The organism is Sphingomonas sp. SORGH_AS_0879 (genome assembly GCF_030819175.1).
Classification (GTDB): Bacteria; Pseudomonadota; Alphaproteobacteria; order Sphingomonadales; family Sphingomonadaceae; genus Sphingomonas.
The window spans coordinates 210,434-225,731 of the sequence record NZ_JAUTBJ010000002.1 but is presented as its reverse complement, the minus strand read 5'-3'; the positions used below and the strand labels follow the sequence as shown (position 1 = coordinate 225,731).

14 protein-coding genes are annotated in these 15,298 nt (G+C 66.7%); 4 read left to right on the top strand and 10 right to left on the bottom strand.

Annotated elements, in window-relative coordinates:
• Positions 1 to 82: 82 nt before the first annotated feature.
• From QE379_RS01660 to QE379_RS01635, 6 genes are all read right to left on the bottom strand, one after another.
• Complete coding sequence (locus QE379_RS01660; protein ID WP_306997220.1) at positions 83 to 1,003, bottom strand: ParB/RepB/Spo0J family partition protein; 921 nt, start codon at positions 1,001 to 1,003, stop codon at positions 83 to 85.
• On the bottom strand, positions 1,000 to 1,791 hold the full coding sequence (locus tag QE379_RS01655) for a ParA family protein (protein ID WP_306997216.1): 792 nt from the start codon (positions 1,789 to 1,791) through the stop codon (positions 1,000 to 1,002). Before QE379_RS01655 ends, QE379_RS01660 begins: the two co-directional genes overlap by 4 nt.
• Complete coding sequence (gene rsmG, locus QE379_RS01650; RefSeq protein ID WP_306997214.1) at positions 1,788 to 2,402, bottom strand: 16S rRNA (guanine(527)-N(7))-methyltransferase RsmG; 615 nt, start codon at positions 2,400 to 2,402, stop codon at positions 1,788 to 1,790. The genes QE379_RS01655 and rsmG overlap by 4 nt, the downstream gene beginning before the upstream one ends.
• Positions 2,399 to 4,234: a tRNA uridine-5-carboxymethylaminomethyl(34) synthesis enzyme MnmG gene (gene mnmG / locus QE379_RS01645; RefSeq protein ID WP_306997212.1), complete on the bottom strand. Its 1,836-nt coding sequence runs from the start codon at positions 4,232 to 4,234 to the stop codon at positions 2,399 to 2,401. Before mnmG ends, rsmG begins: the two co-directional genes overlap by 4 nt.
• 66 nt (positions 4,235 to 4,300) lie before the next feature.
• Positions 4,301 to 5,587, bottom strand: coding sequence for a tRNA uridine-5-carboxymethylaminomethyl(34) synthesis GTPase MnmE (gene mnmE / locus QE379_RS01640; RefSeq protein ID WP_306997210.1), 1,287 nt, complete (start codon positions 5,585 to 5,587; stop codon positions 4,301 to 4,303).
• 8 nt (positions 5,588 to 5,595) lie between these two features.
• Positions 5,596 to 5,820: a DUF6489 family protein gene (locus tag QE379_RS01635; RefSeq protein WP_306997208.1), complete on the bottom strand. Its 225-nt coding sequence runs from the start codon at positions 5,818 to 5,820 to the stop codon at positions 5,596 to 5,598.
• 69 nt (positions 5,821 to 5,889) lie between these two features.
• Here QE379_RS01635 and QE379_RS01630 point away from each other — a divergent pair, with 69 nt between their 5' ends.
• Positions 5,890 to 6,591 carry a dienelactone hydrolase family protein gene (locus QE379_RS01630; RefSeq protein WP_306997206.1) on the top strand — a complete coding sequence of 234 codons (702 nt, stop codon included), beginning with the start codon at positions 5,890 to 5,892 and terminating at the stop codon, positions 6,589 to 6,591.
• A gap of 38 nt (positions 6,592 to 6,629) precedes the next feature.
• On the opposite strand, the gene QE379_RS01625 is transcribed toward QE379_RS01630, so the two are convergent.
• Positions 6,630 to 8,204 carry a lysine--tRNA ligase gene (locus QE379_RS01625; RefSeq protein WP_306997203.1) on the bottom strand — a complete coding sequence of 525 codons (1,575 nt, stop codon included), beginning with the start codon at positions 8,202 to 8,204 and terminating at the stop codon, positions 6,630 to 6,632.
• A 310-nt stretch (positions 8,205 to 8,514) separates the two neighbouring features.
• On the opposite strand from QE379_RS01625, the gene QE379_RS01620 reads away from it, so the two are divergent.
• The gene (locus tag QE379_RS01620; protein WP_306997200.1) at positions 8,515 to 11,250 is read left to right on the top strand and encodes an ATP-dependent DNA helicase; all 2,736 of its coding nucleotides are present in this window, start codon (positions 8,515 to 8,517) and stop codon (positions 11,248 to 11,250) included.
• On the top strand, positions 11,247 to 11,780 hold the full coding sequence (locus QE379_RS01615; protein WP_306997198.1) for a histidine phosphatase family protein: 534 nt from the start codon (positions 11,247 to 11,249) through the stop codon (positions 11,778 to 11,780). The genes QE379_RS01620 and QE379_RS01615 overlap by 4 nt, the downstream gene beginning before the upstream one ends.
• A 100-nt stretch (positions 11,781 to 11,880) precedes the next feature.
• On the opposite strand, the gene QE379_RS01610 is transcribed toward QE379_RS01615, so the two are convergent.
• Together QE379_RS01610 and QE379_RS01605 are read right to left on the bottom strand one after the other, a co-directional pair.
• Complete coding sequence (locus tag QE379_RS01610; protein ID WP_306997196.1) at positions 11,881 to 12,408, bottom strand: DUF177 domain-containing protein; 528 nt, start codon at positions 12,406 to 12,408, stop codon at positions 11,881 to 11,883.
• Positions 12,405 to 12,938, bottom strand: coding sequence for a ubiquinol-cytochrome C chaperone family protein (locus QE379_RS01605; RefSeq protein ID WP_306997194.1), 534 nt, complete (start codon positions 12,936 to 12,938; stop codon positions 12,405 to 12,407). Before QE379_RS01605 ends, QE379_RS01610 begins: the two co-directional genes overlap by 4 nt.
• A gap of 141 nt (positions 12,939 to 13,079) precedes the next feature.
• Between QE379_RS01605 and QE379_RS01600 the strand changes: the two genes are divergently transcribed.
• Complete coding sequence (locus tag QE379_RS01600) at positions 13,080 to 13,577, top strand: outer membrane protein assembly factor BamE (protein ID WP_307003032.1); 498 nt, start codon at positions 13,080 to 13,082, stop codon at positions 13,575 to 13,577.
• 339 nt (positions 13,578 to 13,916) lie between these two features.
• Here the strand turns inward: QE379_RS01600 and rho are convergent, their stop codons facing one another.
• A complete protein-coding gene (rho, locus tag QE379_RS01595) occupies positions 13,917 to 15,173 on the bottom strand; it encodes a transcription termination factor Rho (protein WP_007405231.1) in 1,257 nt (418 codons plus the stop codon).
• Positions 15,174 to 15,298: the final 125 nt, after the last annotated feature.

Here is a 15,298-nt window from a genome sequence, read left to right as displayed (position 1 = left end):
AGCGAAGTCGAAGCCCACGCCCCTCCCCTCAGAAATCAAAAGCGAGCTGCGCCTGCCTGCGAAACAGACCGGCGTCCCGCTTTCAAATCCCCTCACCGGTCAGCCGTTGGCACACCATGTCAAGCTGATCGAGCGTCGAGTAGCTGAGGGTGATCGTCCCCCCCTTCTCGCCATGCGCGATCCGCACCGACAGGCCGAGAAGATCGGCCAATTGCCCCTCCAGCGCCGCGATATCGGCATCGGCGGCATCCTGGCCCGAAGGCTTGCTCGCCCCCCGCTCGCCCGTTGTACCCTTTCGACCGCCGCCCTTGGCCTCACGGGTCAGCTTTTCGGTCTCTCGGACGCTGAGGCCCCGCGCGATCACCTGATCGGCCAACGATTCGACCTCGTCCGCGCCCAGCAGCGCGCGGGCATGCCCCATCGACAGTGCGCCGCTGACGACCTGGCTCTGCACCGTGTCGGGCAATTCGAGCAGGCGGAGCAGATTGGCGACATGGCTGCGCGACTTGTGGACGATCTTGGCCAGCGCCTCCTGGGTATGGCCGAACTCGCCCGCCAGCCGCTGATAGGCCTGCGCCTCTTCGATGGCGTTCAGGTCTTGGCGCTGGATATTCTCGATCAGCGCGACTTCGAGCGTCTGGGCGTCGTCGAAATCACGGACGACGACCGGCACCTCGTGCAGCCGCGCGCGCTGCGCCGCGCGCCAGCGACGCTCGCCCGCGACGATCTGATAATCCTTGCCGTGCGGGCGAACGACGATCGGCTGGATCAGCCCGCGCGCCGCGATCGACGCAGCGAGTTCGTCGAGCGCCGCTTCCTCGAAATGACGGCGCGGCTGGTCCGGATGCGGTTGCAGCGATCCGACCGGCAACATCCGCACGCCGCCCGGCGTCGGCTGGTCACCGGGCCGGATCGACGCCTCCCGCGCGATATCGCCCAGCAGCGCGCCCAGACCGCGCCCGAGACCGGGACGTGGGCGCTTGGCGGTCGTCTCCCCGCTCATGCCGCCGCCGCTCCCGGCTGGGTGCCGAGCGGCAGGCGGGCGATCAATTCCCGCGCCAGCGCGATATAGGCCAGACTGCCGACGCAGCGATGGTCATAGATCAGCGCCGGCAGCCCATGGCTGGGCGCCTCCGACAGCCGGACATTGCGCGGTATCACCGTATCGAACACGACCCCTCCCAAAACGGCGCGCACGTCCGCCGACACCTGGTCGGTCAGCCGGTTGCGCCGGTCATACATCGTCAGCGCCACGCCCAGGATCGCGAGGCCCGGATTGAACCGTGCGCGAATCCGCTCGACCGTGGTCAGAAGCTGCGAAAGCCCCTCCAGCGCGAAGAATTCGCATTGCAGCGGCACGAACAGCGAATCGGACGCCACCATCGCATTGATCGTCAACAGGCCCAACGAGGGCGGGCAATCGATCAGGACGATGTCCCAATTGCCCTGCGTCCGCCGCATCGCCTGATCCAACCGGTGCGTCCGATTCTCAAAATCGACCAGCTCCAGCTCCGCCCCCGACAGGTCCACCGTAGCGGGTACGATGTCCAGCCGGGGCACCTGCGTATGGACCACCGCATCGTCGATCCGCGCCTCGCCCAGCAGGACGTGGTAGCTGGAGAAGAGCCGCTGGCTGTTGGGAATTCCCAGACCCGTCGAGGCATTGCCCTGTGGATCGAGATCGATCAGCAGGACGTGCAGCCCCGTCGCCGCCAGGGCAGTGGCGAGGTTGATGGCGCTGGTGGTCTTGCCCACCCCACCCTTCTGGTTCGCGATGGCAACGCAGATCATCGGGCCCCTACTCGGTCGAGGATCACGATCGACGAGTCCGCCGAGGTGATGCTATGTTCCACGTGAAACACGAAGCGCCATTGCCGCTTGAGGGTCTTCATCTCGCGCTCGTCCAGGCGGCCGCGCGGGAGCAGCCACCGCGTTTCCTGTTTGCCGCAGTGTGCCGCCGCGCGCAAAAGATTTTCGACTGTCGCCACGGCACGAGCAGAAATAATATCCGCCTTCACATCGACGGCTTCGATCTTGGAGGCGTGGACGGCCACCCGGTCGGCGATCCCCAGCTTGTCGGCGCAGTCCCGAAGGAAGTCCGCCCGCCGCTTGCGCGGTTCGACCAGCGCCATTCGGCCGGGCCAGGCGAGCGCCACGACCATGCCGGGAAAGCCTCCCCCGGTCCCGATATCCACCCACTGCCCATCCGCGCGATCGGCGAGCGGGATCAACTGCACCGAGTCCAGCGCATGTCGCGCCCAGATGGTCGGGATGGTCGATGGTGCGATAAGATTCTGCTGGTCGTTCTCGACGATCACCAGGCTGAGGAAATGATCGATCCGCTCGGCTGCTTCTTCCCCGAAACGCTGGGCGACCCAGTCGCGGGCCTGGTCTTCGGTCATGCCGCCATCTTTCGTGCGTGGAGAAGCACCGCCGACAATGCGGCGGGGGTGATGCCGCGTATGCGCGATGCGGCCGCCAGGGTCGCGGGACGCGCCAGGCTCAACCGGTCGATCATCTCCTGCGACAGACCGGGGATCGCGGCATAGTCTAACGTGGCAGGGAGCGGGATTCGCTCATCGGCGCGAAGCCGCGCGACCTCCTCCGCCTGTCGCTCAACATAGGGGGCGTAGCGCGCATCCTCCAGCGTCTCGGCGATCACGGCGGGATCGCATCCCTCCGCCGCCTCGGGTGCGACATGCGCCAGCGTGACGCCACCGAAGCGCAGCCATTCATAAGCAGTCCGGCGCGCGCCATCCTGTGCGATCGTCGCCCCGCTCCGCGCCAGATCGGAGGCGGTACGGACCACCGCCAGCCGTTCGCGTAGCATCGTCTGCTGCTCCTGCCGCCGCCGCCGATGCGCCAGCCGTTCGGGCGACAAACAGTCCACCGCCTCCGCGATATCCCCCAGCCGCGTTTCGGCATTGTCGGCGCGTAGTGAAAGCCGATATTCGGCACGCGCGGTCAGCATCCGATAGGGCTCGGTCACGCCCTGCAACACCAAATCGTCGATCATCACGCCCAGATAGCTGGATGCACGATCAAGGATCACCGGATCAAGGTCACAGGCATGGGCCGCCGCGTTGAGCCCGGCGATCAGCCCCTGCCCCGCGGCTTCCTCATAACCGGTAGTGCCGTTGATCTGCCCCGCGCAGAACACCCCCTCGATCGCGCCCAGCGCCAGCCGGGCATCGAGCGCACGCGGGTCGATATGGTCATATTCCACTGCATAGCCGGGCAGCGTGATCACCGCCCGCTCCAGCCCCGGCATGGAGGCGATCATCGCTTCCTGCACATCGGTCGGCAGCGAGGTCGACAGGCCGTTGGGATAGACCAAGGGATCGTCCAACCCCTCCGGTTCCAGGAAGATCTGATGGCTGTCACGGTCGGCGAAGCGTTTGATCTTGTCTTCGATCGACGGGCAATAGCGCGGCCCATTGGCCTCGATCGCGCCGGTGAACAGCGGCGAACGATGGAAGGCCGCCGCGATGATCGCATGGGTGTGCTCGGTCGTCCGGGTGATCGCGCAGGCGATTTGCGGCAAGGGCCGCCCCGCCGTCATCGGCGACATGGTCCAGGGATCCGGGTCGGAGGGCTGCTCGTCCAGCCGCGCCCAGTCGATGGTCCTGCCGTCGAGACGCGGTGGCGTACCGGTCTTCATCCGTGCCATCGGCAGGCCCAGTGCACGTAGCTGATCGGCCATGCGCGTCGCCGCACGCTCGCCGATCCGGCCGCCCCAATGCCGTTCCTCGCCCCGGAACAGACGGCCGCCCAGGAAGGTGCCGGTCGCCAGCACCACCGCGCGGGCCGACAGCATGGTGCCGTCCCCCAATTGCACACCGGCCACCCGGTCGCCGTCGAGGATCAGCGCCTCGGCCTCACCCTCTACGATGGTGAGCTTCGGTTGTGCGGCAAGCATCGCCTGGATCGCCCCGGCATAGCGCCGCCGGTCGGCTTGGATACGGGGGCCCTGGACCGCCGTACCCTTGCTCTGATTGAGCATCCGGTAATGGATCGCGCCCTGGTCCGCCGCTCGCCCGATCAGCCCGTCAAAGGCGTCGACCTCACGCACGATATGGCCCTTCCCCAACCCGCCGATCGCCGGATTGCAGGACATGGCGCCCAGACCATGACGATCGAAGGACAAAAGGGCCGTTCGCGCGCCCCGGCGCGCGGCCGCCGCGGCGGCCTCGGTTCCCGCGTGACCGCCACCGATCACTACGACATCAAACATGCCCTTGCCCTATCCGAAGCAGGCCGCAGCGTCAAAGCGATCCCGAGCAACGTTCCACGTGGAACATCATTTGCCGAGACAGAATCGTCCGAACAGCGCGTCGAGCATCGTCTCCGTTGCGTTCACCCCCAGAAGCTCGGCCAGAGCCTGCCGCGCGATGCGAAGCTCCTCGGCGATCAAAAGAATATCCTCGCCCGACGCCGCCATCAGCGCCTGCGCCGCGAGCGTGCATTGCGCCTGCTGGTGCCGCTTGAACCCGATCGCGTCTTCGCGCGGCAGGAGCGTTCCGGCCTCCTGGGCAATGGCGTCCCACACCGCCGCGATCGAATCCTGATCGTCCCGCCGCACCGCCAGCCGCCGACCCTCGGGCAGAACCGCTCGTTCGGGCAGATCGGCGCGGCTGTGCAGCCAGATCGCATCCCCGCGCGGAGGCGGCGTATCCGCCATCCACAACAGGATATCGGCCTGCGCAATCGCCTCTTGCGCGCGGGTGACGCCGATCGCCTCGATCACATCATCGGTGTCCTCGGCCAGCCCGGCGGTATCGGTCAGCACATAAGCCACCCCGCCGCGCAACACGCTGGCTTCGATCCGGTCGCGGGTCGTGCCCGCGATCGGCGAGACGATCGCCGCCTCGCGTTCGACCAGCAGGTTGAGCAGGGTCGACTTACCGCTATTGGGCGGCCCGGCCAGCACCACGCGGATACCGTCATGAAGCCGGTCGACCGGCGGCCGCTCGACCACCTCCAGCATCGTGGAAGCGAGCGCATGCATCTCCCCCATGATCCGTGCGACCGCCGCCCCATCGAGCGGCACGTCATCCTCTTCGGCGAAATCGAGCATCGCCTCGACCATCGCGGACAATGTCGCAATCCGGTCCATCCAGCCACGCACCGCCTGGCTTACCCGCCCCTCGACCGCCCCGATCGCGGCGCGGCGCTGTCGCTCGGTCTGGGCTTCGAGCAGATCCGCCAGCCCCTCCGCCCCGGCCAGATCGATGCGACCGTTGAGCAGCGCGCGCCGGGTGAATTCTCCCGGCTCGGCGCGGCGAAGACCCGGCTGAACCGCCAGCGCCGCCTCGACCGCCGCCACCACGGCACGGCCTCCATGACAATGGAATTCGACCAGATCCTCGCCAGTCGCGGTGGCGGGACCCGGGAATAGCAGGACCAGCGCCGAGTCGAGCAAGTCCCCCTTCCCGTCGCGGAGCGACCGCAGCCCCGCACGACGCGGTTCGGGCAATCGTCCCGCCAGCCGCCCGGCCGCCGCGAACGCCGCCGGGCCGCTGACCCGGATCACCGCGATGGCGGCGGGCGGCTGTCCGCTCGATACGGCGAAGATCGTGTCCGTCATGGGAGGGATCAGCCCTTCTGCCCCTCGAACATCCGGCGCCACATCGCCATGCCCGCCTCGCCCATCGGGGCCCAACTCCGCATCATCGCCTCGACCATTTCGGGCTTCACCCCCGACTGCATCGTATCGAGCATCATCTGGACATAGCGTTCATGGATCGGCGTCAGGTCGGGCAGGCCCATGGCGCGGCGCGCCTCTTCGGGCGTGCAGTCGATTTCCACATTCACTTTCATCGGCCATTCTCCTCACGCGACCAACCGAGGCATAAGGCGTTATCGTCGCGACGACCACAGGAGACCAGCATGACCGGAACCAAGATCATCGCCGCTATGGGCGGCGAGGCCTCGTTCAACGCCTATTATGCCGAGCCGAAGGGGACACCCGCCGCCGCGATCATCGTCATCCAGGAAATCTTCGGCGTGAATGCGGGCATCCGCCGCAAGTGTGACACGCTGGCCGAGGCGGGCTATCTGGCCATCGCTCCCGATCTTTTCCACAAGATTGCCCCCGGCATCGAACTGGACCCGGACGTGCCAACCGAGATGCAACAGGCGCTCGACCTGATAGGCCAATTCGACCAGGACGGCGGGATTGGCGATATCGAGGCGACGATCCATGCGATCCGTGCCGAGCATGGTGCGGATACCAAGGTCGGCGTGGTCGGCTATTGCCTGGGCGGACGGCTCGCCTTCATGGCCGCGGCGCGGACCGATGTGGATGCCAGTGTCGGCTATTATGGCGTCGGCATCGACGGGCTGCTGGGCGAGAAGCACGCCATCGCCAAGCCGGTCCTGCTCCACATCCCGGAGGAGGATCATTTCGTCGACAAGGATGCGCAGCAGCGTATGCACGAGGGACTGGACGACCACCCCAAGGTCACGCTGTACGATTACCCCGGCGAGGATCACGGCTTTGCAGCGGAGTTCGGCCAGCGGCGGTCGGAGACGTCCGCGAAGCTGGCGGACGAACGCACCATGGCGTTCTTCGCGGAGCATCTCCGCTGATATGAAAAAGGGGGGAGCCACCGCTCCCCCCTTCCCTTTTACGCCGCCTTGGCCAGCGCCTCGGCGATTAGCTTGCGACTGTTATCCACACCATAGAGCGCGATGAAGCTGCCCATCCGGGGCCCCTGCGCCGAGCCTAGCAGCGTCTCGTACAGCGCCTTGAACCAGTCACGCAGCGACGCGAAGGCGTCGGTCTTGCCGATTTCATAGACGATATTCTGGATATCCTCCGCGCTCGCCCCCGCCGGTAGCGCGGCCAGCTGCGCATCCAACTGACGCAACGCATCGGCCTCATGCGGCTCCGGCGCGCGGCGGTGGAGCGTCGGCGCGACGAAATCGCGGGCATAGGCCAGCGCATGGTCGATCAGCCGGTCGAGTTCGGGATATTTCTCCGCCGATGCTTCCGGCACATAATTGGCGAGATAGCCCCAGACCTGCGCCTTGGTCGCCTCGCCCATCACACCGACCAGGTTGAGCAGCAAGCCGAACGTCACCGGCAATTCCCCATCGGGCAGCTTGCCATCATGGATATGGTGCACCGGGTTGCCCAGTTGCTCTTTGAGCGACTGGCTGGGGTAGCTGGTGCGGAACTGCCAATATTCATCCACCGCGCGCGGGATGACGCCCATGTGGAGTTGCTTGGCCTTTTTCGGCTCGCGATAGGCGAAGAACGCCAGGCTCTCCTCCGGCCCATAGGTCAGCCACTGGTCGAGGCTGAGGCCGTTGCCCTTGGACTTGGAGATCTTCTCGCCATGCTCGTCGAGGAACATCTCATAGTTGAAGCCCTCGGGCGGACGGCCGCCCAGGACACGCGCGATCTTGGAGGATTGCGTGACCGAGTCGATCAGGTCCTTGCCCGCCATCTCATAATCCACGCCCAGCGCGACCCAGCGCATCGCCCAGTCGACCTTCCATTGCAGCTTGGACAGCCCGCCCAGCGCCGACTGGACGATCCGCTCGCCCTCATCCTCGAATGCGATCAGTCCGGCTTCGGCGTCGATCACCTCGACCGGCACCTGAAGCACGATACCCGATCTGGGGCTGATCGGCAGGACGGGCGAATAGGTGGCTCGACGCTCTGCCCGCAGCGTGGGCAGCATCACGTCCTGAATGCCCTGATACTGCTTCAGTACCAACCGGAGCGCATCATCGAACCGTCCCGAGCTATAATATTCGGTCGAGGAGGCGAATTCATACTCGAAGCCGAAGCGGTCGAGAAACTGGCGCAGCAGCGCGTTGTTGTGCGCGGCGAAGCTGTCGAACTTCTCGAACGGATCGGGCACCTGGGTCAGCGGCTTGCCGAGATGCTCGCGCAGCATGGCCTGGTTGGGCACATTGTCGGGCACCTTGCGCAGCCCGTCCATATCATCCGAAAAGGCGATCAGCCGCGTCTTCTGATCCGACAGCGCATGAAAGGCGTTGCGGACCATCGTGGTGCGCAGCACTTCGTTGAACGTGCCGATATGCGGCAGGCCGGAGGGACCATAGCCGGTTTCGAACAGGATCGGCTCACCACCCGGCTTGCCGTCGGGATAGCGTTTGAGGAGCTTGCGAGCCTCCTCATAGGGCCAGGCCTTGGAGTCGAGAGCGGTGGAGCGAAGTTCGTCTGTCATGCTTTTGCCTCTGGCAACACGGACGGGGATGCACAATGGGTTTTGCGTTATGCACGGGTTGTGCACGGGGTTATCCACAGGGGTAGGTGTTCCACGTGGAACAGCGGCGTGGCGGTGTCCTGGCGACTGCCCTTTCCCATTCCCTTCCGCCTGCGAGAGGGGAGCGCTGCTTGGCGGACCAGAAGCGCGCCTCATACGGTCAGTCCCTCCCACAGGCGGGAGGGGTTTTGGAGAGGGAAAGGCCCCACGCCGCGAAGCAAATGAGACGGGACCCGTTGCCATCCTGTTCCAACAGGCCGATATCCCGAAAGTGACCGCGCTCCCGCACCCCGCCCTGCATGCCAGCCATAGCGGCGTATGGATCTCTACCGGGGGACAGACCCGCGCCGTCTCCCGTGGCGAGGCGATCGGGCTGGCATCGGAAACCCCGGTCATCCTGCTCAATGCGCCGCTGATCGGACAGCGGCTGGGCTATGCCGAATTGTCCGGCCTCGACCTGCTGGAGTTGTTCGCCTTTCTGCGGCCCGCCCAATTCGCGGTGCCGACCCCGCATGGCCTGGCTCGTGCCTGTGGATTGGAGCCGCCAGAGAACGATGCGGACGTCGCCGCCTTTCTGCTCCGCGCGACCGAGACATTGCTGGCGATGCCGGACGGCGCGTGGCCCGAACGCGAAGGCGCCTGGACCGCGGCCCAAAGTCTCGCCCGCCTCCGCTGGCCCTGGGCTCCGCTGATCGGTCCGCGTCTCGCCCGACCCGAGCGCAACGAGCGCTGGCTGTTCAGCGCGCTGCCCGAATGGGAGGAGGACGCCCCCCGCCCCGCCCCGCGCAATATCGACCTGCCGCCACAGGACGCGGAAAACCGTCTCCGTCACCTGACCGGCGAAGGCGCGGAGGAACGTCCCGGCCAGCGCGCCTATGCCGCCGCCGCCACCGCCGCCTTCGCCCCACGCGCCGTGCGCGACACACCGAATATGGTGCTGGCCGAAGCGGGAACGGGGATCGGCAAGACCCTGGGCTATCTCGCCCCCGCCAGCCTGTGGGCCGAGCGGGCGGGCGGCGCGGTGTGGATCTCGACCTATACCAAGGCGCTGCAACGCCAGTTGAGCGCCGAGACCGCGCGCCTTTTCCCCGATCCCGTGCTGCGCAAGGAACGGGTGGTCACGCGCAAGGGGCGCGAAAATTATCTCTGCCTGCTCAACCTGGAGGATGCGCTGCAAGGCGGGTTCGCGGGCCGTGCGGCGGTTCTGGCGCAACTGGTCGCGCGTTGGGCCGCCTATAGCAGTGACGGTGATATGGTCGGCGGCGACCTGCCCGGCTGGCTGACCACCCTGTTCCGGCGCAACGGTTCGGCGGCGCTGACCGACCGGCGCGGCGAGTGCGTCTATGCCGGGTGCCCGCATTATCGGAAATGCTTCATCGAACGGGCAGCGCGCGCCTCGGTGCAGGCGGATATCGTCATCGCCAATCACGCGCTGGTCATGGTCAACGCCGCGCGCGGGCGCGAGACCCAGACGCGGCCCACCCGCTATGTGTTCGATGAGGGCCATCATCTGTTCGACGCGGCGGACTCGATGTTCGCGACCGCGCTGACCGGTGCCGAGACGATCGAACTGCGCCGCTGGATATTGGGCCCTGAAGCCGGATCCCGCGGGCGACGCCGGGGCCTTGCCGCGCGGCTGTCCGATGTCGCCAGCTATGACGAGGGTGGCAACCGCGCGATCGGCGATGCGGTACAGGCGGCCCATGCGCTGGCGAGCGAAGGCTGGCTGGGGCGGTTGGCCGAGGGGCAGCCTTTCGGACCGATCGAAACCTTGCTGGCGGCCGTGCGCGGCCTCGCCTTTGCGCGCGCGGAACAGCCGGGTGATGCGGGCTATGGGTTGGAAACGGAACTGGCCGATCCCTCGCCCGAACTGATCGATGCCGCCGGTCCCGCCGCCCACGCACTCGACGCATTGCTGCGACCGCTGGTGACACTCGGCCAGCGGCTGGAGGCGGTGCTGCACGAAGCACCCGACTGGCTGGACGGACAAGCCCGCGCCCGGGTGGAGGGCGCGATCGCCTCCATCGCCTGGCGGGCGGAGACGGTCGCCGCCTGGCTGTCGCTGCTCGCGCGGATCGGCGGGCCGGTCGATCCCGATTTCGTCGACTGGCTGGCGGTCGACCGGGTGGAGGGGCGCGAATATGATGTCGGGCTCCATCGCCACTGGCTGGACCCCACCCGGCCTTTTGCCGAAATCGTGCTGAAGCCCGCGCATGGCGCGCTCGTCACCTCGGCGACGTTGCGCGCCGGGGGCGACTGGGACGTGGCGGAGGCGCGGACAGGCGCGCCGCATCTGGCGCGCGGGCCCTCCCATTTCGTCGCGGAAAGCCCGTTCGACTATCCGGGCCGCGCCGAGGTGCTGATCGTCACCGATGTGAAGCGCGGCGACATTCCGCAACTCGCCAATGCCTATGCGCGGCTGATCGACGCGGCGAAGGGCGGGACGCTGGGTTTGTTCACCGCGATCCGGCGGTTGCGCGGGGTGCATGGCCGGATCGCCGACCGATTGGCGCGCGAAGGGCTGGCGCTGCACGCCCAGCATGTCGATCCGATCGACACCGGCACGCTGGTGGATATCTTCCGCGACGATCCGTCGGCTTCGCTGCTCGGCACCGATGCCTTGCGCGACGGGGTGGACGTGCCCGGCTCGTCGCTGCGGCTGGTGGTGATGGAGGGCGTACCCTGGCCCAAGCCCACCGTCCTTCACGCCGCGCGCAAGCTGGCGGGAGGTGGCAGCGCCTATGACGACCGGATCGTCCGGGCGCGGATGGCGCAGGCCTTCGGGCGGCTGATCCGGCGCGCCGACGATCGCGGCGCCTTTGTGCTGCTGTCCGCCGCCATGCCATCGCGGTTGCGCGATGCCTTTCCGCCGGGGGTGGCGATTTCACGGGTGACGCTGGACGAAGCGGTCGCGCGCGTGGCGGCGCGACTTTCCACCGACGCGCCGATAGGGCATGGGGGAAGCAACATCCTGCCAGCCGCCGCCACGGAGTTTCCGGTCCGATGAAGACGCTGACGTTGCTTCGCCACGCCAAGTCGAGCTGGGACGATCCGGTCTCGCGCGATTTCGATCGGCCTCTCAACGCCAAAGGCCGCCGCGCCGCCGCGATGATCGGGCGGCATCTGAAGTCGTTGGACATCACGTTCGACCATATCCTCGCCTCCCCCGCCGTGCGCGTGATGGAGACGCTGGACGAGGTCTGGGGCGGCTATGGTCGTCGGTTGGAGCCGATGTGGGACAAGACGCTCTACCTCGCCTCGGCCGCCAGCCTGCTCGATCGGGTCCAGGCGCTGCCCGACGATGCGGACCATGTCCTGATGGTCGGGCATAACCCAGGTCTGGAGGATCTGGTCCTCGACCTGACGCTGGCCAGCGAATTGCGCGAGCGGGTGGAGGATAAATACCCGACCGCGACGGTGGCGCAGATGACGCTGCCTATCGACCGGTGGAACGAGGCGCAGCCGCATAGCGCGACGCTGGTGGCGTTCATCCGGCCGCGCGATCTGGACCCGACGCTGGGGCCGGATACGCCGTAATTTTCCCCGATCGGTGATGCGCGGAGCATTCGCGGTTTTGCCCCTACACCGCCGTTCCGCGACGGTCCCCCTCCCCAAGCAAAGCCTGAGGAAGAATGGGTCAGCCCTTGCCTTCCAGCTTGGCCTTCAGGCCCGCCAGCGCACCGAAGGGCCCGGCTTCGTCCTCGCTGATAACCCCCGCTTCCTTCAACACGGCGGCGGCGTTGGGGCTGCGGGGAAAGGGATCGAGCGACAGCGCCATGGTCTCCGCCGCCGCTTCGCCCAGGTCGATCGTGCCGCCTTCGATCTCGATCGTGTCGAGCGAGTCCTCGGACAGTTCGATCTCCTCGTCTCCGCCCTGCCTGGAAGGTTCGACGAAGCGCAAGGCGACCGGCTCGTCCACCTTGGCAGGCACCGGGTCGCCGGTCACCGAACAGGGCTGCACCACCGCACCGCGCACCTTGCCGGTCACCATTATGCCCGCCGCGTCGCGCCGGACGACCAGTTCCGCCGTCAGCGCATCCACCGAGAGCAACCCGAACCGCCCGGCCAGCGCGCGGCGTTCGTCGCGGGTGGTCTCGATTGCTACGGCTTTCTCTCGCTCGCCGATCGTATCGATCTTTTCGGGGCGGCTCCATTCGGGGGTCACGGCAATTCTCCAAGGGTCAGGCGGGCAAGCGGCACGTCCGCCAGCCGTCCATGTAGGGTACGAAGCGCCTCGCGAACATGGGGAACCGCTTGTCGGTCGGTCGGAGCCTCGCCGCGATACAGGTTGCGGACCAGCGCGGCGTCCATCGCCTCCGCCCCGCCGGCCAGCCCGTTGCGATAGGCGGTCAGGCGCCCCCCCAGCATCGCCATCATCCGGCCGATATGCTTGCCGACGACGATGTCGCCGATGCCCAGTTCGCGCAACTGCCCGTCCATGTCCGTGACGAAGCGCTCGGTGATCCGCGCCGCCGGGCCCGCGCCCTCCGGGCTGGCTTCCAGCCGGATCAAGACCAGCGACAGCACCGCCGCGATCATATCGAACCGGCCATCGACCGTATCGGGCACCGCGCCGTCCAGATACCAATGCGGTTCGCGCGCGCGCAGCACCACCGCATTATAGAGCGGCAGCGCCGCGTCCCCGTCGCGGCCGAAATAGCGCGCAATCCCCTGCTTCAGCCAGCCCCAGGCCATGCGCCCCTCCCTCTCCATCATGCGACCGACGCCGGCGCGAATTGCTTGTATGCGCCTTTCCCTTGGCATATCGAGGGGGTGACGGTCGAGCGGATCGACCGCCTGTATACCCGCCTGTGCGGCCGATATCCCGGCCCGGAGATGATGATGAGCGTTTCTTCCACCCGTGCCCTCGGGCTCGGCCTGGCGATGGCCCTGGCCGCGTCCGCCTGTACGCCCCTGCGGTCGCATCAGGGTTATGTGGTCGATGTCGATCTCGTCAACGCGATCCAGCCGGGTGTGGATAACCGCCAGTCGGTGCTCCAGACGCTGGGCACGCCGACGATCAGCAGCCAGTTCGGCGGAACCGACTGGTATTATGTCGCGCGCGACAGCCGCAATCTGGGCTATAACCTGCCCAATCCGTCATCGCAGATCACCTTGCAGATCAGCTTCGACCAGGCGGGCAATGTGACCACGATCCGCCGCGCGGGGCTGGACCAGGTCGCGGACATCTCGCCCTATGGCAAGACGACGCCGACCCTGGGCCGTTCGCGCGGCTTCTTCCAGGATCTGTTCGGCAATATCGGCGCGGTCGGCGCCCCCGGTGCGGGTGCCGGTGCGCCGGGTACCGGTGGCGGCGGACGTACGCGTCCGTAAGGGCTGAACCCTAGGCATACCAACCTCCGTTCGCACTGAGCGAAGTCGAAGTGCACGTCCCGCGTTTCGGCAACGAATTCCCTTGGCCTTCGACTTCGCTCAGGCTGAACGCACGGTGGGTGGTTTGGCGGGCTCGCGCGACATCGCCACCCCCCGTTTGGCCGCGTCGCGTGATAAGCAACGACGCGGCCGTGCCGTGCTTGGGTCGGCACGATCCCGAAAGGGGATGGGATCGGGCCTGCTAACGCCCCAAATGCGAAATGGGTTCGCAAACGGGCCTATTTCCCGTCGGCGAACCCATCGATCCATAGCGTCGGCGGGGGACCAAGCCCCCTGCCCTTACTGGTTCATCGAGTCGAAGAAATCCTCGTTGGTCTTGGAATTCTTCATCTTGTCGAGCAGGAATTCCATCGAGTCGATCGTGCCCATCTGCATGAGGATGCGGCGCAGCACCCACATCTTGGACAGCTTGTCCTTTTCGACCAGCAGCTCTTCCTTGCGGGTGCCCGACTTGCCGACATCCATCGCCGGGAAGATGCGCTTGTCCGCCACCTTGCGGTCGAGCACGATTTCCGAGTTGCCGGTGCCCTTGAACTCTTCGAAGATGACTTCGTCCATGCGGCTGCCCGTGTCGATCAGCGCGGTGGCGATGATCGAGAGCGAGCCGCCCTCCTCGATATTGCGCGCCGCGCCGAAGAAGCGCTTGGGCCGCTGGAGCGCGTTCGCGTCGACACCGCCGGTCAGCACCTTGCCCGAGGACGGGACGACCGTGTTGTAGGCGCGGCCCAGACGGGTGATCGAGTCGAGCAGGATGACCACATCCTTCTTGTGCTCGACCAGGCGCTTGGCCTTTTCGATCACCATCTCGGCGACCTGGACGTGGCGCTGTGCCGGTTCGTCGAATGTCGAGGAGACGACCTCACCACGCACCGAGCGCTGCATGTCGGTGACTTCTTCCGGACGCTCGTCGATGAGGAGGACGATCAGGAAAACTTCGGGGTGGTTGTCGGTGATCGCCTTGGCGATGTTCTGCAACATCACCGTCTTGCCCACGCGCGGGGGCGCGACGATCAGCGTGCGCTGGCCCTTGCCCTGCGGCGAGACGATGTCGATCACACGCGCCGACTTGTCCTTCTGGGTCGGATCGGCGGGGTCGAGGATCAGCTTCTGCTCGGGATAGAGCGGGGTCAGGTTGTCGAAATTGACGCGGTGACGGACGGCCTCAGGGTCATCGAAATTGACCGAGGTCAGCTTGGTCAGCGCGAAATAACGCTCGCCGTCCTTGGGCGCGCGGATTTCGCCTTCGACCGTGTCGCCGGTGCGCAGGCCGTGCTTGCGGACCTGGTTGGGCGAGACATAGATGTCGTCCGGACCGGCGAGATAGTTCGCTTCGGGCGAACGCAGGAAGCCGAAACCATCGGGCAGCACCTCGATCGTGCCCAGACCCATGATCTGGTCGCCCTGCTCCGCCTGTTCCTTGAGGATGGCGAACAGCAGGTCCTGCTTGCGCAGCGTCGACGCGCTCTCGACCCCCAATTCCTCGGCCAGTTGCACGAGGTCGGCGGGAGTTTTCTTCTTCAGGTCTTTCAGATGCATGATCGGTCCGGATGGTCGGAGGGCGTCGGTCGGCGATGATCGCGGCGAAACGAGGCTGTCGATAAGGAAGCGTACCCGACGCGAGGACCGCGCCGTACAAGGCCCGAGTTAGGATTCGGGCGGCC